The following is a 23047-nucleotide window of genomic DNA, read 5'->3' as shown; positions in this document are numbered from 1 at the left end:
GGCGGGCGTGTGAACCTCGCGACAAAGTGACCCACGCTATGGGCCGCCGGGAACCGCGGTGAAAAGATGGGGGTGGAACAACCCTCAGGAGCGCCATGTTCACAGGAATCTACGTCACCGCCACCTCCACAGGATCGGGCAAATCCGTGGTGGCCCTCGGCCTGGCCGAGGCCCTCTACCGCCGGGCGGGACGGATCGGGTACTTCCGGCCCGTGGTCCCCGGCGACACCCCGGACCACGACCCCATGGTCGAGCTGATCCGCACGCGCTACCACCTGGATCCCGCCGTGTGCCGGGCCGGTCTCACGCTCAAGGAGGCCCGCCGCCTGGTGGCCGAGGGTCGCCGCGAGGAGATCAGCACCCGGTGCGTGCAGGTGTTCAGCGAAGTCTCCGCCCTCTGCGATGTGGTGATCGTGGAGGGTTCAGACCTCTCCGGCGCCGATTCCGCCGTCGAATTCGACCTCAACGCCCAGCTCGCCAAGGATCTCGGCTGTCCCGTGGTGGCCGTGGTGAGCGGCAAGGACCTCAACCCGGAGGAGATCGCGGACGCGGTGGACGTGGTCCGTGCCGAGCTCTCCGCCGTGCACGCCGACCTCCTGATGGTCATGGTCAACCGCGCGGATCCGGACCACGTGGACGAGGTGCGGGCCGCGATCCGTCCCGGTGACCTGAAACGTCCCGTCTACGTCCTGGAGGAACGGCCGGAGATGGCCCGCCCCACCACCGGCGAGATCTCCGCGGCCCTGGGCCTCCAACTGCTCGCGGGCACCGCGGACATGGAACGCGAAGTCGCCGGGGTCAAGGTGGCCGCCATGAGCCTCGGCAACTTCATCGGCGCCCTGGAGCCCGGCGATCTGGTGATCGCCCCCGGCGACCGGGCCGACATCCTGGCCGGCGTGCTCGCCTCCACTCAGTCGCCCGACTTCCCGGTGCCGTCCGGCGTGGTCCTCAGCGGTGGCCTCATGCCGGACCCGCACATCCTGCCGCTGCTGGCCGGCGCCCCGTTCCCGTTCTTCGCCCACCCCGAGGACACCTATCACACGGCCACGGCCGTCTCCGGGGTGCGCAGCGAGATCTCCACGGGCAACAGCCGCAAGGTGGCCTCAGCCCTCGGTGAATGGTCCCGCCAGGTGGACGAGGACGAGATCTTCGAACGTTTCAACCTGAGCCGCCCGGCGTCGATGACCCCGCTGCGCTTCCTCCACCAACTGATCGGCCGGGCCCAGGCGGACCGCCGCCACGTGGTGCTGCCCGAAGGCACGGACCTGCGGATCCTGCGGGCCGCCGAGATCCTGCGCCGCCGCGACGTCTGCGAGCTGACCATCCTCGGCAACGAGGCAGCGGTCCGTGAGCTCGCCGCCGCGCATGGCGTCTCCCTGGACGGCATCACGCTCGTCGACCCGGCCACGAGCGAGCTGCGCCAGCGGTTCGCCGAAGAGTACGCCCGGCTGCGGGCCCACAAGGGCGTCGACCTCGCCAAGGCCCTCGAAACCATGCTGGACGTCAGCTACTTCGGGACCATGATGGTGCAGCTGGGCATCGTGGACGGCATGGTCTCCGGCGCCGCGCACACCACCGCCCACACCATCCGTCCCGCGCTGGAGTTCGTGAAGACCCGGCCGGGCGTGGCGATCGTGTCCTCCGTGTTCCTCATGCTCATGCAGGACCGCGTGCTCGCCTACGGCGACTGCGCAGTGAACCCGGAGCCGACGGCCGAACAGCTCGCGGACATCGCACTGGCCTCTGCCGAGACGGCCCGGCAGTTCGGGGTGGACCCGCGCGTGGCGATGCTCAGTTACTCCACCGGCGGCTCCGGCACCGGCGCGACCGTGGACAAGGTGCGGGCCGCGACCGAGCTGGTGCGGGAGCGCAAGCCTGACCTCGCCGTCGAGGGCCCCATCCAGTACGACGCCGCCGTGGACGCTGCGATCGCCGCGGCCAAGCTGCCGGGATCGGATGTGGCCGGCCAGGCGACCGTGTTCATCTTCCCGGACCTCAACACCGGCAACAACACGTACAAGGCCGTGCAGCAGTCCTCCGGCGCGGTCGCCGTCGGGCCGGTGCTGCAGGGCCTGAACAAGCCCGTCAACGACCTCTCGCGGGGCTGCACGGTGGAGGACATCGTCAACACCGTGGCCATCACCGCCGTCCAGGCCCAGAGCGTCGCCACGCCGTCGCCCGCCGCATCCCAGGAGAACTGAATGCTCATCCTCGTCATCAACTCCGGCTCCTCCTCCCTGAAATACCAGGTACGCGACGTCGACGCGGGGGAGGTGCTGCTGGAGGGCCTCGTGGAGCGGATCGGCCAGCCCGACGGCGACACCCCGGCCGCGGTCCCGGACCACGGCGCGGCCCTGGAGATCGTGGCGGCGCGCCTGCACGAGGTCCTGGGCGACCGGCAGGTGGACGCCGTCGGGCACCGCGTGGTGCACGGCGGCGAGCGGTTCGCCGAGCCGGTCCTGATCAACAACGAGGTCACGCGGGCCATCGAGCGGCTCAATCCGCTGGCCCCGCTGCACAACCCCGCCGCCGTGCTCGGCATCCGCGCCATCACGGAGAAGTGGCCGCAGCTGCCGCAGGTGGCCGTGTTCGACACCGCCTACCACCGCACGCTGCCGGAGAAGGCCTGGCGCTACGCCGTCCCGGACTGGCTCTACACGCGCCACGGCATCCGCCGCTACGGCTTCCACGGCACGAGCCACCAGTACGTCGCAGCCCGCGCCGCCGCGCTGCTTGGCGAGGCGCCGGATGAGTTCAACGGCGTCATCCTGCACCTCGGCAACGGCGCCTCCGCCACGGCCGTCAAGGGCGGGGCCTCGGTGGACACGTCCATGGGCTTCACACCGCTGGAGGGCCTCGTGATGGGCACCCGTTCCGGCGACATCGACCCGTCCATCCTCGTGTTCCTCGGACGCCAGGGCCTGGACGCGGACGCGCTGGACGATCTGCTGAACCGCGAGTCCGGGCTCCTGGGCCTGGGCGGCTCCAATGACATGCGGACGCTCGTGGATGCCTCCGAAGCCGTGGGCGATGACGACGGGACCTCCTCCGGCATCGACCCCCTGCGCGCTCGGCGGGCGCTCGAGGTGGCCGCCTACCGTCTGGCGAAATACGTGGGCGCGTACCACGTGGCGGTGGGCGGGGCGCAGGCGATCGTGTTCACGGCCGGGATCGGGGAGAACTCCTCGCCGTTCCGGGCGCTGGTCTGCGAGCAGCTCGGAGCGCTGGGGATCGAGCTCGACCCGGAACTCAACGCCGTGCGTTCCAAGGAGCCGCGGGTCATCTCGACCGAGGCGTCGCGGATCCCGGTGCTCGTGATCCCCACGAACGAGGAGCAGGCGATCGCGGAGGCCACGGCGGAGGTCGTCGCGGGCTGAGGCCCTTTCCTGCCGAGTTCGGGGGTTCGTTCCGAGAACGGGGCCTGCAGCCACCGAGGCCGGAACGAACCCCCGAACTCGACGCAGAGGCAGTGCCTCGTCCAAGTGAGGCTCAGGGCCAGGGCTCGTGGCTCAGTTCCGGCCACCGTTCGGAGTATTCGCGCACTTTCTGCTCGTACACGGCCTGCGGCGCCATGACGGGATTCGGGACCATCCGCAGGCTGACGGTGTCGGTGAGGCCGTACGCGGCGAAGACCTCGTACCGCCCGTTCCGCACGGTGATTCCCACGCTGCACGTGGTCGAAGCGAAGCTCTTGATCCCGTCGCCCGCGGAGCGGAACGGGAGGATGCTCTTGCCGAACTTCTGCTCGTACCAGAGGTGGACGCGGGCCTGATTGCGGATCTCGACCGTCGCCCCGAGGCCCGGGAAGAGTCCATCCGCAGTGCGGATGACCCGGTCTTCGGCCTCCCAGGAGAGGTCCGTGTCATCGAAGTAGAAGACGTCATAGTCCTTGATGCCGTGGCCCGGTTCCCGTCCGGTGCGGGCATTCCAGACGTTCTGGAAGACGGCTCCTGCCGTGAGGTACCAGTCGTCCAGGCCCAGTTCGGGCAGTCGCTCCAGGAGCCCACGGCACACCGGATCGGCCAGGACGGCGGCCAGGACGAAGTCTTCGAGTGAATCGCTCACGCCTCGACTGTAGGCCTCACCCGTGCTTTTCCTGCCCTGCCGAGTTCGGGGGTTCGTTCCGAGAACGGGGCCTGCAGCCACCGAGGCCGGAACGAACCCCCGAACTCGAGGCAGAGGCAGGTCGGGCCGGGTCAGGCGAACGCGGCTTCGCTCAGCTTCCCGTCGCGCATGTGGGCCTCGCGGTCGCAGAGCTCGACGAATTCCAGGTCGTGCGTGACCATGACCGTCGCGGTGCCGAACTCGTGCGTGATCCGGGCCAGCAGCTCGACCACGGCGCGGCTGCGCTCCTCGTCCAGCGCCGCCGTCGGCTCATCCACCAGGAGCACGCTCGGCTCACCCATGAGCGCCCGGGCGATGTTCACCCGCTGCCGCTGCCCGCCGGAGAGCTGGTGCGGACGCTTGTCCTCCTGCCCTTCCAGCCCGACGGCGGCGAGCAGCCGACGCGCCCGGTCGTCCGCCGACGCGCGGGCCGCCTTTCCGCCGAAGCCGCGCACGTGCTGCGTCACGAGCAGCTGCTCGACGGCGGTGAGCGACGGCAGCAGATTCGGCTGCTGGAAGATGATGCCCAGCTTCTCGCGCCGCAGAGCCGCCTGCTCCTTCCGACCGAGCGCCTGAACTTCGCGGCCGTCCACCAGGATCCGCCCGGCCGTCGGCTTCACGAGCGTGGCAGCGACGGCCAGAAGGGTGGACTTCCCGGAGCCGGACGGACCGGTCAGGGCGAGGAATTCACCCTGGTGCACGGTGAGCGACGCCTGGTCGAGGGCGGTGATGGTGCCGGCGCCGTCGGGGTAGTCGACGGTGACGGCTTCGAGCTGCAGTGAGGGCGTGTTCATGAGGTTCTCCTGGTGATGACGACGGGGGTGTGGGCGGGCCGGCTCAGCTGCCGCCGAGCGCGAGCAACGGGTCCACGCGGGTGACCTTGCGGACGGCCAGGGCGGATCCCGCGAGGCCCAGCAGGACGATGCCGACCACGGGACCGGCGATCGTCAGCGGACCCAGCACGAACGGCGCGGCCTGCCCGGCGAACCATCCGCCCAGCCCGCCGATCACGGCGCCGAGGACGGTGCCGCTCAGCAGCACGATCAGGGCCTGCGCCAGAGCGTCCTTGAAGACGTAGCCCTGCGTCGCGCCCAGGGCCTTGAGGACCGCGATGTCCCGGGTGCGCTGCACGGTCCAGATGCTCAGGAACGCGCCGACCACCAGGGCCGAGATGCCGTAGAGGAACCCCTGGATGAGGAGCAGGGAGCCGTTCTCGCTCTTGAAGGACTCGAGCGCCTGGAAGCTCGCGGTGCGCTCCTCGCTGACCGTGCCGTTCCGGCTGTCCGCGCGATCCGCTGCCGAGGCGTCCGCCCCGGGCGCCACCAGGACGGTCGCCTCGCGGCCCCGGTTCATCTGCTGCCAGTCGCCCAGGCCCACCCACGCCACGGCGAGGTGTGAGTACCACTGGTCCGGGACGACGGTCTTTACTCTGAGGTCCGTGCCGTTGCTGTTCAGGACGCCGCCGTCGCTCAGGTTCAGTGCCGAAGCGAGGGACTCGCTGAGCACGATCTCGCCCTTGCCGGGCGTCACGGGCGCCAGTGCCGTGCCGTTCACGCCGTCTGATCCGAAGAACGCCGCGTTGGTGGTGCGACCGCCGTCGGGAGTGGACGCCGCCGTGCCGGTGCGCAGTTTGCCCTGCGAGATGCCGAGCGGGACGGCCGTGACGCCCGCGTCCCGCGACCAGGCCGTGGCCTGCTCCGGGGTGACCTCGGAATCCGCGTAGCTCGCTTTCGCCGCGGTGCCCTGGGGCGCCCCGAAGACCACGCGACCGGCGGGCAGGGCTCCGATCGCCGAGGTGGACTGGTGCGCCAGGCCGGCGGTGAGGCCGGAGAGCATGACGAGCAGGACGGTGATGAGCGCGACCACTCCGCCCATGAGGGCGAAACGGCCCTTGCTGAAGCGGAGGTCGCGGAGGGCGAGGAACATGGTGGGGTCTCCTGGGATGCCGGGGTTTCTGGCGTATCTCCAGCCTCCCGCGGAGCGTGTGCGCGCACATCGGCGGGGTGGTTGAACCGGGCGCTCGCTGTGGTTGAGCGCCGAATCAACCGAATGGTTGATGGGGCGCGACGGCGACCGTCGGGATTCCTGTCGGCGCCCGCCGTTAGGGTGGTGGCATGGGAATCGGGCCCGGACCTTACGGCCACTCCGTCGCCGTCGCCGGCACGGGTGAAAATGCACTGGACGCTGCCCGGAACCCGGCCCACGGAACACAAGTCATCCTGCGGGTCCTGCGGGTGAGCCTGCATCTCGGATTCGCGGCGCTCCTGCTGCTGGGCGTGGTCCGCTACTCCCTGACGCTCGAGTCCCTGACGCTCGGGACCGCCGGTCCGGCTCCGGCCTGGAGCCCCGCGGTGGTCTACCCGGTGGCGGCGTTGCTCGCGGCGGTGTATCTGGGTGGCACCGCTGCCGAGAAACGCCACGCCCTCGGCGCCAGCCGCCTCGATCCCGCGCCGTACGCGCGGGGGTGGCTCGCCGTCGTCGTGGTGCTGTGGCTGGTGCTGCTGGTGTTCTCGGCGGATTTCGCGTGGCTCGCGTTCCCCCTCTTCTTCCTGGAACTGCACCTGCTGCCACGAGGGGTCGGCCTGATGGCGGTCGTCTGCACGACGGCGGCGCTGGTCGTGGCGCTGTTCCTGCACGCCGCGCCGGGCTCACCGAACGGCGCGCTCATGATCGGCCCGTGCTTCGGCGCCGCATTCGCCGTGGTGACGGCCCTCAGTTATCAGGCCCTGTACCGGGAGGCGGAGGAGCAGCGGCGCGTCGCGGCGGCCCTGCGTGCGGCCCGCTCGGAGCTGGCCGCGAGCCAGCGTGAGGCGGGGGTGCTGTCCGAACGGGCGCGCCTGGCCCGCGAAATCCACGACACCCTGGCGCAGGGCCTCTCCTCGATCGTGCTCATGAGCCGTGCGGCCGGACGATCTCTGGACGCCGAGGATCTGGGCGCGGCCCGGGAGCGGCTGGCGGTGGTGGAGGAGACGGCGTCGTCGGCCCTGGAGCAGGCGCGGGAGTTCGTGCGATCGCCGGGAGCCTCCGCGGCGGCCGCTCTCCCGGAGCTGCTCGCCTCGCTCAGCGCCGACACCGAACGGCAGGCCCGTGCGGCCGGGAGCCCCCTGGCCGTGACATTCCGGCTCAGTGGGGAGCCCCGCGATGTCCCCGTGGAGCTGTCCCAGGCGTTGCTCCGCGCTTCGCAGGCGTCGCTCGCGAACGTCCTCCGCCATGCCCGGGCGGACCACGCGGTGCTCACGCTCGGCTTCCTGGAGCAGGAACTGACGCTGGATGTGTTCGACGACGGCGTCGGCTTCCGTCCCGAAGCCCCTGCGGTGGGGGACGGGGTGGGGCTGGGTCTGCTGAGGTCCCGCGTCGAGTCGCTGGGTGGGAGCCTGGTGCTGGAGTCGGCTCCCGGCGAGGGGACCGTGGTGGCGATCAGGGTTCCCGAGGGGGCTCCGCCCGGTGGTCCTCACAGTGGCCTGGATGAGCAGGTTGACCACGCCCCGACCGACACGGAGGAACAGCCATGATCAGGGTCCTGCTGGTGGATGACCACCCGGTGGTGAGGGCGGGTCTGAAGGCGATGCTGGAGGACCCCGCGATCCCGTCCGAGGGTCCTGCATCCGATGACACCCAGGGCATCCGCGTGGTGGCCGAAGCGTCCGACGGCGCCGCCGCCTTGGAGGAGCTCCGGCGCCGCCAGACTCTCGGAGAGGACATCGATCTGGTGCTGATGGATCTCCAGATGGGCGACGGCATGGACGGGGCGACGGCCACCCGGAAGATCCGCCAGGGCGAAGGCGGGGTCCGCCCGGTGCCGGTGCTGGTCCTGACCACCTACGACAGTGACTCGGACATCCTCAGCGCCCTCGAGGCCGGGGCGAGTGGCTACATGCTCAAGGACGCCGAGTCCGAGCGGATCCGGTCCGCCGTGCGCGCCGCCGCCGCGGGGGAGACGGCCCTCGCACCGGAGGTCGCCGCCCGGCTGGTGGGCCGCTTGAGGAACCCGGTCCCGCAGCTCTCGGCCCGGGAGGTCGAGATCCTCGAACTGCTGGCCACCGGGCTGTCCAACCGGGCGCTGGCCAGGGCGCTCTTCATCTCGGAGGCGACCGTCAAGACCCACCTCGTGCACATCTACGCCAAACTCGGCGTGGACAACCGGACCGCCGCCATCACGACAGCGGTCCAGCAGAAGATCATCCGGGTCCCAGACGCCTGAGTCAGCCCGCGGCGACCACCGAGGATTCCTCTTCCTCGCGGGAGACGGGAAGGGTGTCGTCCGCGAGCTGCCGCTTCTTGACGGTGGCAAGGTGGCTGAGCAGCACCAGGGCGACACCGCCGAGGGCCCACAGGGCCAGCTTGAGTCCGTCCATGCCGAAGTCGGCGCCGGGGAAGTACGTGAGGTCGCGCACCGCGTTGAGCCAGGCCGCGCCGTTCCAGAAGGTGTTGAGCCCGGCGAAGAAGGCCGGCGACAGCGACGCCGGGTACACCCCGCCGCTGCTGGTGAAGTTGAGCATCACGAACAGGAGCGTCAGGGCCGGGGTGGTCCACTTGCCGAGGATCGGATGCAGGCCCAGGCCGATCGTGATGATGCCGAACGAGTACAGCGAGCCGAGCAGCCAGATGTTCCATTCGTAGCCGTTGAGCACCTGGTACACCGGTCCGGCCACGAGGGTCGCGATGCCGGCCACCACCAGGGCGGTGCCCGCGCCGATCAGCAGGCGGATGCCCACCCGGAGCTTCGCGGTCGCGGCGGCGATCGCCACCACGCTGGCGTAGGAGCCCACACTCAGGGCCACGAGCATGAAGAACACGGACTGGCCGGCAGCGTCATTAGGGCCGCCCGGACGGACATCCTCGACGGCGACGGGCAGGTGCTGCTTGTAGGCCAGCGGCAGGAAGACCTTCTGGGCCGCGCCGGCGGCCGCCTCGGACGCGGCGCCGGAGACCAGGATGGTCGCGTGATCCCTGCTCGGGACGTAGGCCGCGGAGATCTTCTGGTCTGTGATCTGCTGGCGAGCCTGATCGGCGGAGGCCACGGTCGTGACCTGGAGCTTGCCATCCGAACCGTCGTTCAGCGACTGGGCGAACACCTTCGCCTCGGGGCCCTGGCCCACCACGGCCACGGGGAAGTGGTGCGGATCCGGGGAATGGAAGGCGCCGAGGTAGGCGAAGGCCATGCCGGCGCCCATGACGAGGGGGATGAGCAGATGCAGGGCGATGTGGCCCCAGGTCTTGCCGTCGGGCCAGAGGCGCGGGCGTGCCGAGGGCAGCGTTTTCACAAGGGGGAGGCGATGCGTGGACATGGGTTCCTGTCAGAGAAAAGTCAGCAAGGGGGAGAGGCGTTCCACGAAGGGAAGATTAGGCTCGCTAACTACTTTAGGCCTAATTGTTGCATTACGCAACCATTAAGACGGCGGTCGGCCCGCCGCCGGCCGGATCGGCGCGGCTCACCGAGCCGCGCCGATCCGGAACCTTTGACGTCAGCGTTCCGCGCTCAGTACTTCGTGTACTGGACGCGGTCGTAGGTCGCCGTGCGCTGTCCGGAGTACTGGAAGGAGCCGAGCCACGAGTCGACACCTGTCCCCGGCCAGAAGTTCGTGATGATGCGCTGAGGATGAGTCGGCAATGGGCCGCGTGAACCGGTCTCCTGGTGGACGAGGCGCCCGTCGACGAACCAGTTGATGGAACCGCCCGGCCACCATTCGAAGGCGTAGTCGTGATAGCCGGCCGACGCGTCGAATCCCAGGTTGATCAGGGTCTCGTGTCCGCCGACCCCGTTGGTGAAGTAATTGGTCTGCATCTGCCACGTGTTCTTGCCGAGGATCTCGACGTCGATCTCGTCCCACGGCTGGCCGTCACTCGCCCCCGTGTAGGTGAAGAACGAGGTGACGGTGCCTGCGCCGGCGCTCGCCTTCAGGCGGGCACTGTAGCGGCCGTACGAGAAGAGATCGTTGGTCCGGTACTCGCCCGACGCGTACGGCTTGCCCGAGCAGCCGGAGGGGCAGGTGGCGGTGTCCAGGTTCAGCCCCATCACGCCGCCGTTGAACCAGACGTGGTCGGCGCGCCATCCTGCGTTGAACATGCCGCCGTTCGACCAGCCGTCCGCCTTGCTCCATCGGGAGGTGTCGTAGGAGGTGAAATCGTCGGAGAAGCTTCCGCCGATCGCTGCCGCCGCGGGTCCCGCGCCCAGTGGCGATGCGGCGAGCAGGAGAAGTGCCACCGCGGCCATGCGGAGGAGCCGGTGAACGACGCGCGGCGAAAACTTCCGCTTGAGACGGGCGGTTGAGTGGCGTGCGGTGGAGCGTCGCGGAGTTGAGTGCCTGAGGGTTGAGTGCATGGGAGCTGAGCCTCCATCGAGGGGTCGGGTTTTCAACGGTGAAATGAGAGCGCTCCCACCGTCAACCTTCAGGCACCGAGTGCGCCCTGTCAAGGGGTCGGCGAACCGCCGCGCGCTGGGCTCCGACCCTTGACGGAGGAGTTGTCGGTCGGGCAGGGTGGACGCAATTTGGGAGCGCTCCCAAACCCTCGCCGCGGCGAGTTTCCCTCACGAAGGAGTGACATGAGCTTCAGAAAATTGCGCGCGTCGGCGGTGCTGGCGTCCGCGCTCTTGCTCGGAACGGGGTCCGCTCTGCCGGCCCAGGCCGCGGCCCCGGCCGCGGCCGATGATCCGGGCGGCGGCTCCGGGATCGGCGGTTCGGCGCTGTTCGCAGACCCGCTGAGCACGACCCTCGCCGCCGCTCAGGGGCTCCAGGGTCAGGCGCGCTCCGACGCGCAACTGCTGACCAGCATTCCGTCGGCGACCTGGCTGGCGGGCGGCACTCCCCAGGAGGCGCGGGCCACGGCGGATCGAGTGGTCACGGCGGCCGCGAAGTCCGGCGCGGTCCCGGTGCTCGTCGCCTACAACCTGCCCTACCGGGACTGCGCGCTGTACTCGGCCGGTGGCGCCGCGGACACCAAGGCCTACAACGCGTGGATCGATGGGGTCGCGGCAGGAATCGGCAACCGCCGGGCGATCGTGCTCATCGAGCCGGACGGGCTGGGAGTGATCCCGTTTCACAGGACGCTCGACGGTGTGCTCGATTCCTGCCGGCCCGAGGGCGCAGATCCCGGGCGCGCCTCGGACGCGCGGTTCGAACAGCTGAACCACGCCGTCGACGTCTTGAGCGCGTTGCCCTCCGTGGCCACGTATCTCGACGGCACCAATGCCGCGTGGTTGAACGTCGGCGAGATCTCCTCGCGTCTCGTCCGGGCCGGCGTGGGCCGGACGACCGGGTTCTTCCTCAACGTGTCGAACTATCTGTACACGAAGAACTCGAACGCCTATGGCACGTGGGTCTCGTCCTGCATCGCCTATGCCACCCAGGTTGCCCCGGGCAAGTTCAAGGACTGTGGGGACCAGTTCTGGAATGGCGGCCCTGCCAACAGCTGGCAGGGCGTCGCGATGTCGCAGTACGGCGAGTGGAGTGCGGGCGCCGCGGACCCGGCCCTGGACACGGCAGGGGTGGACTCGCGGTATGCCGCCCAGCTGGGCGGCGTCAAGCCGACGGCGCGCTTCATCGTCGACACCAGCCGCAACGGCATCGGCCCTTGGCAGTACCCGGCGGGCGTGTATCCGCAGCACGAGGACTGGTGCAATCCTCCCGGACGTGGCGCGGGTCAGAGGCCGACCACCAGCACGGGCGTCGATCTCGCGGACGCGTACCTGTGGGTCAAGGTTCCGGGCGAGTCCGATGGGCAGTGCTATCGCGGCACCGCTGGGCCTCTGGATCCGGCGCGGGGGATCCAGGATCCGCCGGCAGGGCAGTGGTTCCCTGAGCAGGCGCGCGAACTCGTCGCGAACGCGGTGCCCGCACTGGCGCCGTTGAGCTGCGAGGTGACGGTGACGTCGAACGGCCATGGCGCCTCGTTCTCGCAGGCCCTGCGCATCCGCAATCTCGGCACGACTGCGGCCGCGCCCTGGGTGCTGAGCTGGACTTTCGGCGGAGACCAGAAGGTCAAAGCTGTGCCCGGTGCGGGCTTCGTGCAGCGCGACGCCGAGGTGTCGGTCAGTGCGCGCGGCCGAGCCACATCCCTGGCGCCCGGAGCCGAAACGTCCCTGGTCGTGCGGGGCGTCGGAGCGGCCGACGCGCCGTGGCAGTTCCGCCTCAACGGCGCAGCCTGCGCGACGCACTGAGCCCGCCCCGGGCCGACGGAGTGGGCTTCCGCCTGCCGGATCCGGAATCGATGAAATCCATTGACACGCGTGGGAGCGCTCTCATACACTCAAGTTCCTCTTGGGAGCGCTCCCATGCTCCACCTCTCGCATCATCACACGCACACAAAGGAGTGCCCGTGAAACTCACCCCACGCAGATTGCTCGTCCCCGTCGCGGCGGCCGTCGCCGCCGCATCCCTGGTGCTGACCGGCTGTTCCAGCGGCAATACCCAGGCCGATCCGAACGCCCCCGTCACCCTCACCGTCGCAACCTTCAACGACTTCGGGTATACCGATGCGCTGCTGAAGGAGTACACGGCGTCCCACCCGAACGTGAAGATCGTGCACAACCGGGCCGCCACCAGCAACGAGGCCCGCGAGAACTACTTCCAGAAGATCGGCAAGTCCGGCCTGGCCGACGTCGAAGCCATCGAGGTCGATTGGCTCCCTGAGGTCATGAAGTACTCCGATCTGCTCGCCCCGGTCGACGCGAAGCTCAAGGACCGCTGGCTCGACTGGAAGACCGCGGCCGCCACGGACAAGGACGGGAACCTCATCGGCTACGGCACCGACATCGGTCCGGAAGGTGTCTGCTACCGCAGTGACCTGTTCGCCGCCGCGGGTCTCCCCACGGACCGCGAAGCCGTGGCCAAGCTGCTCCAGGGCGACTGGGACCACTACTTCGAGGTGGGCGCGAAGTACACCGCCTCGACGGGCAAGCCCTTCTTCGACTCGGCCGGCGGGACGTACCAGGGCATCGTGAACCAGATGGAAGCCGCGTACGAGGACCCCAAGAGCGGTGAGGTCACCGCGACGACGAATGCCGAGGTCAAAACGGCCTACGACAAGGTCTTGAAGGCCAGCAAGACGCAGTCCGCACACCTCAGCCAGTGGTCGCCCGACTGGATGAAGGGCCTGTCGAACGGCTCCTTCGCCACGATGCTCTGCCCCGGATGGATGCTGGGCGTCATCTCGGGCAACGCCAAGGGCATCAAGGGCTGGGACATCGCCAATGTGTTCCCCAACGGGGGCGGCAACTGGGGCGGCTCCTACCTGACGGTGCCGAAGAACGGGAAGAACGTCAAAGCCGCCCAGGAGCTTGCGGACTGGCTGACGGACCCTGCCCAGCAGATCAAGGCGTTCTCCAACGCCGGAACCTTCCCGAGCCAGCAGAAGGGGCTCGCTGACAAGACGCTGCTCGGGGCGACCGACAAGTACTTCAACAATGCGCCGGTCGGCAAGATCCTGTCGGAGCGCGCGAAGGCCGTGACGGTGGCGCCGTTCAAGGGACAGCGCTACTTCCCGATCAACGACGCGATGCAGAAGGCCCTGACCCGCGTCGAGGAACGAACCCAGGACGCGGAGACCTCCTGGAAGCAGTGGACTGACGAAGTCACGGCACTGAAGTAACGCCGCTGCGGGGCCGCCTTCCGTACACCAGGGCGGCCCCGCCCGTTTCCCACCTTCCTGCCCGGACAACCCTCTAGGACCTGTCATGACCACTGCCACGCCGCGGCGTTTCGGCTTCGGGGCGCGCCTTTCGCGCTGGGACCTGAAGTTCTCGCCCTACCTCTATATTTCGCCGTTCTTCCTGCTGTTCCTCGTCGTGGGTCTCTTCCCCATCGCCTATACGGCGATCATCTCGTTCATGGACTGGGACCAGGTCCGCGGCACGGGCACCTGGATCGGCTTCGACCAGTACGCCTACGTGCTGGGGCAGCCGAAGTTCTGGATCGCCCTCCGCAACACGTTCAGCATCTTCCTGCTCTCCAGCGTTCCTCAGATGGTGTTCGCGGTGTTCCTCGCCGCGCTCCTGGACCAGAACCTGCGGGCGAAGACCTTCTGGCGCATGGGAGTGCTGCTGCCGTACGTCGTCGCGCCCGTCGCCGTCGCACTCATCTTCTCGAATCTGTTCGGTGACCGGTACGGCCTCGTCAACACCGCGCTTCAGGGCATCGGCCTGGAGCCGATCCCGTGGCACACCGACGCTTTCGCCAGCCACATCGCGATCGCCACGATGGTGAACTTCCGCTGGACGGGCTACAACACGCTGATCCTGCTGGCCGCGATGCAGGCGATCCCCCGGGACTACTACGAGGCCGCGACGGTGGACGGCGCGGGCCGGTTCCGTCAGTTCTTCGCCATCACGCTGCCGAGTCTGCGCCCGACGCTCATCTTCGTCGTCATCACCTCCACCATCGGCGGTTTGCAGATCTTCGACGAGCCCCGGATGTACGACCAGTACGGCACCGGAGGGTCCAACAGCCAGTGGCTGACCATCTCCCTGTACCTCTACAACATCGGATGGGGCGAATGGAACTTCGGCCGCGCGGCCGCCCTGGCCTGGCTCCTGTTCCTCATCGTGCTCATCATCGGGGCGATCAACATGCTCATCACCCGCGCCCTGGTGCGCACGGACGGAGACCAGCGATGACCACGGCAACGCGCACCGCCACCCGTGACCGCGACACGACGACGGCGCTCACCTCGCCGACCTCACAGCGCCCCAAACGCGTGCGCGGCACCCGCCCCGGATGGTTCGTGTACGGATGCCTCGGTCTGGTGCTGGCCGGGAGCGTCTTCCCGTTCTACTGGTCGTTCCTCATCGGTTCGGGGGACGCCTACACGCTCCGGGACCCTCACATGTCCTGGATCCCCGGCGGCAATTTCATCTCCAATGCCCTGACCGTGGTCAACGACCCCGCCCTGAACTTCTGGAAGGCCTTGTGGAACTCGGTCTTCACCTCGGCGCTGATCGCGCTCTCCGTGGTGTTCTTCTCCACGCTCGCCGGCTGGGCGTTCGCCAAGCTCCGCTTCCGTGGGCGTGGCTGGCTGCTCGCGTTCGTCGTCGGGACCATGGCGGTGCCGACCCAGCTGGGTGTCGTCCCGCTGTACGTGCTCTTCAACGATCTCGGCTGGACGGGGAAGACGGGCGCCATCATCGTCCCCGCGCTCGTGAGCGCCTTCGGGGTGTTCTGGATGACCCAGTACCTGCAGCAGGCGGTGCCCGATGAGCTGATCGAAGCGGCCCGGATGGACGGGGCCAGCTCCTTCCGCACCTTCTGGACCATCGGCCTGCCGGCCGCCCGTCCTGCGGCCTCGATGCTCGGGCTGTTCACGTTCGTTTCGGCCTGGAACAACTTCTTCTGGCCGTTCATCGTGCTCGACCGGCAGGACCCGACTCTTCCGGTGGCGCTGTCGCTGCTGCAGTCCAACCATTTCGTCGACTACTCGATCGTGCTCGCAGGTGTGCTGCTGTCGACCATCCCGTTGCTGATCCTGTTCGCCGGAGCAGGAAAGCAACTGGTCAGCGGCATCATGCAGGGCGCGGTGAAAGGATGACCCGTATGTCCCGGCCCTTCCCGGAGAAGTTCCTCTTCGGCGCCGCGACCGCCGCGTATCAGATCGAGGGCGCCGCGTTCGACGACGGACGCACCGCCTCGATCTGGGACGCCTTCAGCCGGGTTCCCGGGGCCGTGGTGAACGGCGACACCGGGGATGTGGCCTGCGACCACTACAACAGGTACCCAGAGGACGTCGCGCTCATGCGCGAGCTGGGCTTGCAGAGTTACCGGTTCTCGGCGTCGTGGTCGCGGGTGCGGCCAGACGGCGGGGCGGTCAACCCGGCCGGGGTCGCGTTCTACGACCGCCTGGTCGACGAGCTCCTCGAGGCGGGCATCCTGCCCTGGCTGACGCTCTACCACTGGGACATGCCCCAGGCGCTGGAGGAGAAGGGCGGCTGGACGGTCCGCGAGACCTCGGACCGGTTCGTCGAGCACGGGCTCACCCTGCACGACGCGCTCGGCGACCGGGTGAAGCACTGGACGACGCTGAACGAGCCGTGGTGCTCGTCCTTCCTCTCCTACACCGCGGGGGCGCACGCCCCGGGCCGGTACGACGTCGGCGACGGACTGCTGGCCGCCCACCACCTCCTGCTCGCCCACGGACGCACGATCGAGGCACTGCGCGAGCGTGATGACACGCTGGAATGCGGCATCACGCTCAACCTGACGGTCGCGGATCCCGCCGACCCGCAGGACCCCGCCGATCTCGACGCCGCCCGGCGGATCGACGGACAGTTCAACCGGTGGTTCCTCGACCCGGTCCTCCGGGGCTCCTACCCGGAGGACACCGTGGCGGACCTCCGGTCGGCGCACCCGGAAGCGGTGACACGGTGGGAAAGGGCCGTCCAGGACGGCGACCTCGCCGTGGTGTCCACGCCTCTCGACTGGCTGGGCGTCAACTACTACCACGGTGAGCTGGTGTCGGGGCGTGCGCCCGAGAACGCGGGCGAACAGGCGCCCGGGGGCGACGCGCACGTCTCCCGTCGCACGGAGTCGCCCTTCCCGGCCGCCGACGGGGTGCATTGGGTCGAACGCGGGCTCCCGCGCACCGGCATGGACTGGGAGGTGCAGCCCGACGGCCTGAGGCGGGTGCTGCAACGGGTCTCCGAGTCCGCCCCCGGCCTGCCCCTGTACGTCACCGAGAACGGTGCGGCATACGACGACGAACTCGTCGACGGCAGGGTCCCCGATGGGGAGCGCACCGCGTTCCTGAGGGACCACCTCGGCGCCGTCCTCGAGGCTATCGAGGCGGGAGCCGACGTCCGCGGTTACTTCTACTGGTCGCTGCTCGACAACTACGAGTGGGCCTGGGGATACGAGAAGCGGTTCGGGATCGTCCGGGTCGACTACGAGACGCAGGAGCGTCTGGTGAAGGACTCGGGGCTGGAATACCGGCGGATCATCGCCGCACGCGCCGTGTGAGGCGGTGCTCGAAAGGAGGGGCGCTGCCCGAAAGGCGGGCAGTGTAAGATCACGGCTGTCATCCGCGACGAAGCCGAAGCGTATGCAGGAGAACGGAGCAGGGGTGGATCAGAAGGAAAGCGCGGCCCGGCCGACACTGGAAGAAGTCGCGGCCGCCGCCGGGGTGTCCCGATCCACGGTGTCACGGGTGGTGAACGGTTCCACCGCGGTGAGCCCTGAGGCCCTGGAAGCCGTGGAAGCAGCCATCGAACGGCTCGGTTACGTGCCGAATCGCGCCGCACGCTCCCTGGCCACCCGCCAGACCCATGCGATCGCCCTGGTCGTCCCGGAGGACACCACCCGCTTCTTCGGAGACCCGTTCTTCGCGGCCGTGGTGGCCGGGATCAGCGACCGGATCGCCCGTTCCGACTATGTCCTGAACCTGCTGGTGGCCAGCGACGATCCGGGTGGACGGGTCACCGGCTTCGTCCGCAACGGCGGCGTGGACGGCGCGATCGTCCTCTCGTATCACACGAGCGATGCCTTCATCGACAGCATCGTCGAGGCCGTTCCCGTGGTGTTCGGCGGCCGGCCGTGGGCCGAGCGGGAGAGCGATTACGTCGTCGACGTCGACAACGTCACCGGAGCGCGGTACGCGGCCGAACACCTGATCAGCACCGGACGCACCAGGATCGCGACCATCACCGGTTCCCTGTCGATGGGTGCCGCGGAGGACCGGCTCCAGGGATTCCGCAAGGCACTCCTCGACGCCGGGCTGGAACCCTTCGCGGAAGTCCCCGGCGACTACTTCGAGGCCGACGGCGTCAAGGCCGCACGCCAGCTGCTCGCCCAGGCCGCTGAGCCGGGCGGGCGGCTGCCCGATGCGATCTTCGCGGCGAACGACCTCATGGCCCGTGGCGCGCTGGAGACCCTCAGCGCGGAGGGAGTCAGGGTCCCGGAGGACATCGCGATCGTCGGCTATGACGACTCCCCGGTCGCGATCTCCACGAACCCGCCCCTGACCACGATCCGCCAGCCCCTCCATGCGCTGGGCGAGGCGACGGCCGGCGTCCTCATCGACCTGCTCACCGGCGCGAAGCCGCCCCGCCTGACGGTCCTGGAGACCGAGCTCGTGGTGCGCGGGTCCGCCTGAGACCGGGCCGTTCGCTCCGACGTGACTCCGGCGTGACAGCCGCGGCACTAGGCTGGAGGGATGGTGACACCGGAGAAGGAGCACGCCGAGCACGACGCCGCCGTGGCCCGCATTCAGACGGGCCTGACCACGGTCAGCAGGCGGGGAAGCGCCCGGCTGAGGCGCTCCAACCAGACGCTCTCGCCGGTGGACCATTCGATGCTGGAGTACATCCGCTCCCACCCCGGGTGCCGGGCCGTGGACATGGCCACCCACTTCGAACTCAACCGGTCCACGGTGTCCCGGCAGCTCGCGGCGCTCACCCGCCTGGGCCTCATGGCCGTGGTGGACCCGGAGTCCACGGCGCGCAGCCAGGCCCTGCGCCTCACCCCGGAGGGCGAGGCGGCGCTGGAGACCTCGGCCCGTCTGCTCAATGAGGTCCTGATCGAGCGTCTCGCGGACTGGTCCAACGAGGACCTGGAAGCGTTCGCGGAGATGCTGGACCGCTTCAACGCCGCCATGGGGGAGAACTAGGAAGGCCCCGGGCCCGGGCGCTCACCGCGTCAGCCGGGTCTCCTCCTCCACGGCGCCGAGCTTCTGCGGGTTCCGCATCGCGAAGATCCGGGTGATCCGTCCGTCCTCCACGGCGACGCTGATGAGCGTCGGGCCCGCCACCTCGTCGTCGATGCGCAGGCCGGGCAGGCCGTTGAGCCACAGCACCGAGCTGCGCGGATTGACCGCGGCCTGCGGGAAGGACTTGAGCAGGTTGATGACCTTCTTCAGGCCGAGCACCGGCACTCTGACCGCCTGAGCCAGGCCGCCGCCGTCGGCGATCAGCACGACGTCGGGCGCCAGGACATCCATGAGGCCCTGCACATCTCCGGTGCTCACCGCCGCCAGAAACCGTTCCACGACTTCGCGCTGCTCGCCGCGGTCGACGTGGACGCGAGGACGCCGCGCGGCCACGTGGGAGCGGGACCGGCTGACGATCTGCCGCACCGCGGCCGGCGACTTGTCCACCGCCTGGGCGATCTCCTCGTACGGGGTGTCGAACACCTCGCGCAGCACGAACACCGCCCGCTCCATCGGCGACAACGACTCCAGCACCGTCAGCATGGCGATCGAGACGCTCTCGGCCAGCTCGACGTCGTCGGCCACATCCGGCACGGTGAGCACCGGCTCGGGGAGCCATTCCCCGATGTAGTCCTCGCGCCGCCGCGCCAGGGTCCGGAACTGGTTGAGTGCCAGACGCGTGACCGTCCGGACCAGATAGGCGCGCGGGTCGCGCACCTCCGCGCGGGAGGCCGGATCCAGCCCGGCCCACCGCAGCCAGGCCTCCTGCACCAGATCCTCGGCGTCCGCGGCGGAGCCGAGCATCTCGTAGGCCACGGTGAAGAGCAGGCTGCGGTGGGTGACAAACGGGTCCGTGCTCTCAGTGTCGCCGAGGCTGCTCATGGCGCTCAGGCTACCCCGTGGCCGCTGCGTGCCGCGAGGGGTTTCAGCTCGCAGGCCTCGGCGAAGCCCTCGGACTCGATGCCCATCGCCACGTTGCCGCGGGTCGTGAGGTTCGCGAAGCCGATGACGCTGGTCAGCTCCACGAGGGCCGGGGCCCCGAGTGCCTTCAGCAGCCGGGCCGAGAGCTCATCGGTCACGGTGACCGGGGTGCTCGTCATGGCCTCGGCGTATTCGAGGACGTCGCGCTCCAGGGGCGTGAAGATGTCGGAGTCCCGCCAGCAGGGGATCTGGCGAGCCTTCTCCAGGTCCAGGCCCTGGTTGTAGGCCATGAAGTAGTTGTAGTCGAGGCACCAGCTGCAGCCGATGTACGAGGCCACGGCCATGTGAGCGTAGGACTTCAGCGACTCGTCGCAGTGATTCCACTTCTGCAGCTTCTGCCCGAAACCCATCGAGGCTTTCAGGACGCCTGGGCTGTGCCACATGACGCCCAGGGATTCCGGGACGCGGCCGAACATTTTGGCACTGAACTTCTTGACCAGGGCTCCGTAGAGGCCGGTGATCTCGGTGGCGGGGATGCGGGTGGTCATGACTCCTCCTGAGGTGTGTTCCGATCCTGATGCCATGAAGACACCGGCCGGGGCCGATCTGTGACAGATAAGGTGAAACCATGACCATTTCCCAGGACCAGGCCTATTACCGGGACAGCTACCTTTTCGAATCCCCCGCCCAGGTGGTAGCCGCAGGCCAGGACGACGACGGCGCCTGGGTCGCCGTGAGCCCGAACATCTTCCACCCGAAGGGCGGCGGTCAGCCGTCCGACGAGGGCACCGTCAACGGTGTTCCCGTGGTCCCGTCCCGCACCGAGGAAGGTCTCGTGGTGCTGAGCGGGGACGGGCTCGCCCTGGACGAGGGCGCCGAGGTGGTCTGCGCGATCGACGAGACCCTGCGCAAGCAGCACGCCGCGCTCCACACCGCAGGGCACGTCCTGGGCCACCTGGGCGAGGCGCGCGGCTGGCAGAGCGCCGGCCACAGCCACTACCCGGGCCAGGCGCGCCTCGACTTCAACCCGGAGGGCCTGGAATCAGAGCTCGCGACGCCGGAGCTGCGGGACGCGGTGCGCGCCGAGTTGCAGGAGGCGTTCGACGCCGTGCTCGCCCGGGGCGGCGCCGTCACCGCCGCGACCGATGAGTCCGGGCACCGCACCGTGACGATCGAGGGCGTGAACGCGGAGCCGTGCGGCGGCACGCACGTCTCGGACCTGTCTCAGCTGAAGGATGTCCGCGTGCTCGAACTGAAGGTCAAGCGCGGCGCCCTCAAGGTCCGCTACGACGCCGAACACGCCTGAGGGACGGGCCTTAACCGGCGATGGAGGCGTCGCCCAGGGTTCCGTCGGCTGCCACCTCGATGAGGATCACGTGGCCCCAGAACAGTTCGTCATCGTCGTAGTAGGCGGTCATCGAACCATCCGCGTCGATGGAGAGCTCGCGGAGGCGGATACGCCGGGCGAACGTGTCGGCGGTGATCGGAGCTTCGGGCGCCGCCTCATCCTGCTCGTCTTCCTGCGCGTCTTCCTGCCAATCGTTGGCCAGGTCGGTGAGCTTCTCCGCGGCGAACGCCCGCCATCGTGCGTCGATGCCCGGCAGATCGGCGACCAGCGCTTGCAGGCAGGCGAACGATGCACGGCAGGTCTCGGCGCCCAGAACGGTGGGTTCATCGACGGCGAGCGTCACCGAGATGTCGCCGTCGTCCCGCGTGATCAGGCCCGAGAACCACCCGAAGGCGCGATCGAGCTCGAAATCGCCGATGTCGGTGGACATGCTGACGGGCCGGATCCACTGGTCCCTCCACCCGAGGAGGAAGCGGTTCTGCACGTCCCGCTCCACCACCTCGTCAAGGGCGAAGTGGTGCGAGAGATCAGGGACAGGCAGCTTGTACTTGGCGTACTCGGCAGGATCCGGGGTCGCGCGGCGTGCTCTGACCACGTACTGGGTCAGCGGCTTGAGGTCGTGAATCCACGTGTCGCGCTGCTCGTCGGTCGCGAGCCACGACAGGCGGCCTGATTCCGTCACCTCCGAGTCGTTTTCGTCCCGGTAGGCCAGCACATCGGCCGAGGCTGTCCAGAGAATCGCGCCACCGGCTTTTCCCGCCCCACCGGTGTGCTGACCGGTGAGGACGGTGATCTCCACCGTGTCTGACGCGTACCGCTTCTCAAAATCCAGGCGTTCCTGATCCCCCGACATACGGGTCACCCTACCGGGTAGGTGTCAAGGTCGCGATCCCTCCAGAAAGCTAGAGACGCTCAGGCGTTGCGGCCCCGTGCCGCGATCTTCCAGTGGTCCACGACGGCGCCACCCGACACGACGGTGACCTCATCGACCAGGTTCACCGCTACACAGACGTGATTGGGGATGAGGCGCAGCCTGCTGCCCAGCGCGGGCAGCGGTGCGTCCTCGGGCCACAGGACCGTCGCGTGGTGTTCGGACAGGGCGCTGACGCGCGCGTCGGGCTCCTCCTGGACCTGGGCGAAGCCGCTCGCCCACGCGGGGCGGTCGCCGCCGAGCATCTTGCTGCCGGCGTCGAGCACGATCCGGCGTGGAATTCCGGCACCGCCTTCGTGGCGGCTGACCACGGTCGCGGCCACGGTCAGGGACACGTCCTCCGGCGCGCAGCGCCCGAGTTCGAGCTGCTGCGCGTCTCCGAACACGTAAACACCCGGCCGCAGCTCCGTGGCGACCGAGTCCCCGGTGAGCAGCGCCGTCGGCGTCGAGCCTCCGCTCAGGACGGTGACGTCGTGCCCGGCCTCCCGGAGCGCGACGGCGGCCTGGTCCAGGGCCGCTCCCTCCTGGTCCACCGCCGTGCCGGGCATGCCCGGGGCGTAGCTGTGACCCGGGAACGTGAAGACGCCGGCGACGCGGAAACCGGCGTCGCGGGCGGCGTCGGCGATCACCGAAGCGTCCTCGGGCCGCACGCCGCTGCGGTGATGACCGCTGTCGATCTCGACCAGCACGCCGAATTCCGCGGCCGCCGGACCGAACAGCCGGCCGGCCTCCCGGATCGCCTCGACGGAATCCGTGCCGAACGCGATCCGTGCCCGCTGCGAGAGCGCCGTGAGACGTTCCGCCTTCGCCCGGCTGAGCCACAGGGGGTAGGCGATGAACAGGTCGGTGGCACCGTGGTCGGCGAAGACCTCCGCTTCGCCGATCGTGGCGACCGTCAGGCCTACCGCACCCGCTTCGAGCTGAAGCGCCGCGATCTGGGGGATCTTGTGCGTCTTCACATGGGGCCGGAGCGCCAGACCCCGTTCCCGCACCCGTGAGGCCATGCGGTCGATGTTGCGGTGCAGGATGTCCCGCTCGACCAGGATGGCAGGGGTCTCGATCTCGTCCGGGATGCTGTGCATGGCTTCATTCTGCCGCACCGGATCGAGGGGTCA

The 23047-nt window shown here is 69.1% G+C and carries 21 protein-coding genes; 12 read left to right on the top strand and 9 right to left on the bottom strand.

What is annotated here, in order from left to right; all coding sequences use genetic code 11:
- Window positions 1-95 precede the first annotated feature (95 nt).
- Both pta and AB6732_RS12270 read left to right on the top strand, forming a co-directional pair.
- A complete protein-coding gene (gene pta / locus AB6732_RS12275) occupies window positions 96-2201 on the top strand; it encodes a phosphate acetyltransferase (RefSeq protein WP_370960238.1) in 2106 nt (701 codons plus the stop codon).
- Entirely contained in the window at window positions 2202-3377 is a 1176-nt protein-coding gene (locus AB6732_RS12270) for an acetate/propionate family kinase (protein WP_370960237.1), read from the top strand.
- A gap of 112 nt (window positions 3378-3489) precedes the next feature.
- On the opposite strand, the gene AB6732_RS12265 is transcribed toward AB6732_RS12270, so the two are convergent.
- From AB6732_RS12265 to AB6732_RS12255, 3 genes are all read right to left on the bottom strand, one after another.
- Window positions 3490-4065 carry a nucleotidyltransferase family protein gene (locus AB6732_RS12265; RefSeq protein ID WP_370960236.1) on the bottom strand — a complete coding sequence of 192 codons (576 nt, stop codon included), beginning with the start codon at window positions 4063-4065 and terminating at the stop codon, window positions 3490-3492.
- Window positions 4066-4196: 131 nt separating this feature from the next.
- Window positions 4197-4898: an ABC transporter ATP-binding protein gene (locus tag AB6732_RS12260; RefSeq protein ID WP_370960235.1), complete on the bottom strand. Its 702-nt coding sequence runs from the start codon at window positions 4896-4898 to the stop codon at window positions 4197-4199.
- Window positions 4899-4941: 43 nt separating this feature from the next.
- Window positions 4942-6030: an ABC transporter permease gene (locus AB6732_RS12255; RefSeq protein ID WP_370960234.1), complete on the bottom strand. Its 1089-nt coding sequence runs from the start codon at window positions 6028-6030 to the stop codon at window positions 4942-4944.
- A 188-nt stretch (window positions 6031-6218) separates the two neighbouring features.
- Here AB6732_RS12255 and AB6732_RS12250 point away from each other — a divergent pair, with 188 nt between their 5' ends.
- Both AB6732_RS12250 and AB6732_RS12245 read left to right on the top strand, forming a co-directional pair.
- Window positions 6219-7616: a sensor histidine kinase gene (locus AB6732_RS12250; protein WP_370960233.1), complete on the top strand. Its 1398-nt coding sequence runs from the start codon at window positions 6219-6221 to the stop codon at window positions 7614-7616.
- Window positions 7613-8305: a response regulator gene (locus AB6732_RS12245; protein WP_370960232.1), complete on the top strand. Its 693-nt coding sequence runs from the start codon at window positions 7613-7615 to the stop codon at window positions 8303-8305. The genes AB6732_RS12250 and AB6732_RS12245 overlap by 4 nt, the downstream gene beginning before the upstream one ends.
- A 1-nt stretch (window position 8306) precedes the next feature.
- Here AB6732_RS12245 and AB6732_RS12240 read toward each other — a convergent pair whose 3' ends face one another.
- Together AB6732_RS12240 and AB6732_RS12235 are read right to left on the bottom strand one after the other, a co-directional pair.
- Window positions 8307-9392: a hypothetical protein gene (locus AB6732_RS12240; protein ID WP_370960231.1), complete on the bottom strand. Its 1086-nt coding sequence runs from the start codon at window positions 9390-9392 to the stop codon at window positions 8307-8309.
- A gap of 191 nt (window positions 9393-9583) precedes the next feature.
- Entirely contained in the window at window positions 9584-10318 is a 735-nt protein-coding gene (locus tag AB6732_RS12235) for a glycoside hydrolase family 16 protein (RefSeq protein WP_370960230.1), read from the bottom strand.
- A gap of 330 nt (window positions 10319-10648) precedes the next feature.
- Here AB6732_RS12235 and AB6732_RS12230 point away from each other — a divergent pair, with 330 nt between their 5' ends.
- From AB6732_RS12230 to AB6732_RS12200, 7 genes are all read left to right on the top strand, one after another.
- Window positions 10649-12262: a glycoside hydrolase family 6 protein gene (locus tag AB6732_RS12230; protein WP_370960229.1), complete on the top strand. Its 1614-nt coding sequence runs from the start codon at window positions 10649-10651 to the stop codon at window positions 12260-12262.
- A gap of 158 nt (window positions 12263-12420) precedes the next feature.
- Entirely contained in the window at window positions 12421-13692 is a 1272-nt protein-coding gene (locus tag AB6732_RS12225) for an ABC transporter substrate-binding protein (protein ID WP_370960228.1), read from the top strand.
- A gap of 85 nt (window positions 13693-13777) precedes the next feature.
- Window positions 13778-14716, top strand: coding sequence for a carbohydrate ABC transporter permease (locus AB6732_RS12220; RefSeq protein WP_370960227.1), 939 nt, complete (start codon window positions 13778-13780; stop codon window positions 14714-14716).
- Window positions 14713-15624, top strand: a complete 912-nt coding sequence (locus tag AB6732_RS12215) for a carbohydrate ABC transporter permease (RefSeq protein ID WP_370960226.1) — start codon at window positions 14713-14715, stop codon at window positions 15622-15624. Before AB6732_RS12220 ends, AB6732_RS12215 begins: the two co-directional genes overlap by 4 nt.
- Window positions 15625-15629: 5 nt before the next feature.
- Window positions 15630-17048, top strand: coding sequence for a glycoside hydrolase family 1 protein (locus AB6732_RS12210; RefSeq protein ID WP_370960225.1), 1419 nt, complete (start codon window positions 15630-15632; stop codon window positions 17046-17048).
- Between the two features lie 103 nt (window positions 17049-17151).
- Window positions 17152-18180, top strand: a complete 1029-nt coding sequence (locus AB6732_RS12205; RefSeq protein WP_370960224.1) for a LacI family DNA-binding transcriptional regulator — start codon at window positions 17152-17154, stop codon at window positions 18178-18180.
- A 60-nt stretch (window positions 18181-18240) separates the two neighbouring features.
- Complete coding sequence (locus tag AB6732_RS12200; protein ID WP_370960223.1) at window positions 18241-18693, top strand: MarR family winged helix-turn-helix transcriptional regulator; 453 nt, start codon at window positions 18241-18243, stop codon at window positions 18691-18693.
- Between the two features lie 21 nt (window positions 18694-18714).
- Here the strand turns inward: AB6732_RS12200 and AB6732_RS12195 are convergent, their stop codons facing one another.
- Window positions 18715-19614: an RNA polymerase sigma-70 factor gene (locus AB6732_RS12195; protein WP_370960222.1), complete on the bottom strand. Its 900-nt coding sequence runs from the start codon at window positions 19612-19614 to the stop codon at window positions 18715-18717.
- 5 nt (window positions 19615-19619) lie between these two features.
- The gene (locus AB6732_RS12190; protein WP_370960221.1) at window positions 19620-20201 is read right to left on the bottom strand and encodes a carboxymuconolactone decarboxylase family protein; all 582 of its coding nucleotides are present in this window, start codon (window positions 20199-20201) and stop codon (window positions 19620-19622) included.
- Between the two features lie 80 nt (window positions 20202-20281).
- On the opposite strand from AB6732_RS12190, the gene AB6732_RS12185 reads away from it, so the two are divergent.
- Window positions 20282-20959, top strand: coding sequence for a hypothetical protein (locus tag AB6732_RS12185; RefSeq protein ID WP_370960220.1), 678 nt, complete (start codon window positions 20282-20284; stop codon window positions 20957-20959).
- A gap of 10 nt (window positions 20960-20969) precedes the next feature.
- Here the strand turns inward: AB6732_RS12185 and AB6732_RS12180 are convergent, their stop codons facing one another.
- Window positions 20970-21854 (bottom strand): DUF2262 domain-containing protein, encoded by an 885-nt coding sequence (locus tag AB6732_RS12180; RefSeq protein WP_370960219.1) that lies wholly within the window; start codon window positions 21852-21854, stop codon window positions 20970-20972.
- 59 nt (window positions 21855-21913) lie between these two features.
- Complete coding sequence (locus AB6732_RS12175) at window positions 21914-23014, bottom strand: D-TA family PLP-dependent enzyme (RefSeq protein ID WP_370960218.1); 1101 nt, start codon at window positions 23012-23014, stop codon at window positions 21914-21916.
- Between the last annotated feature and the right edge of the window lie 33 nt (window positions 23015-23047).

This window comes from Arthrobacter sp. RCC_34 (assembly GCF_041360795.1).
Taxonomy (GTDB): domain Bacteria; phylum Actinomycetota; class Actinomycetes; order Actinomycetales; family Micrococcaceae; genus Arthrobacter_E.
This window is presented reverse-complemented; position numbering and strand designations above follow the sequence as displayed.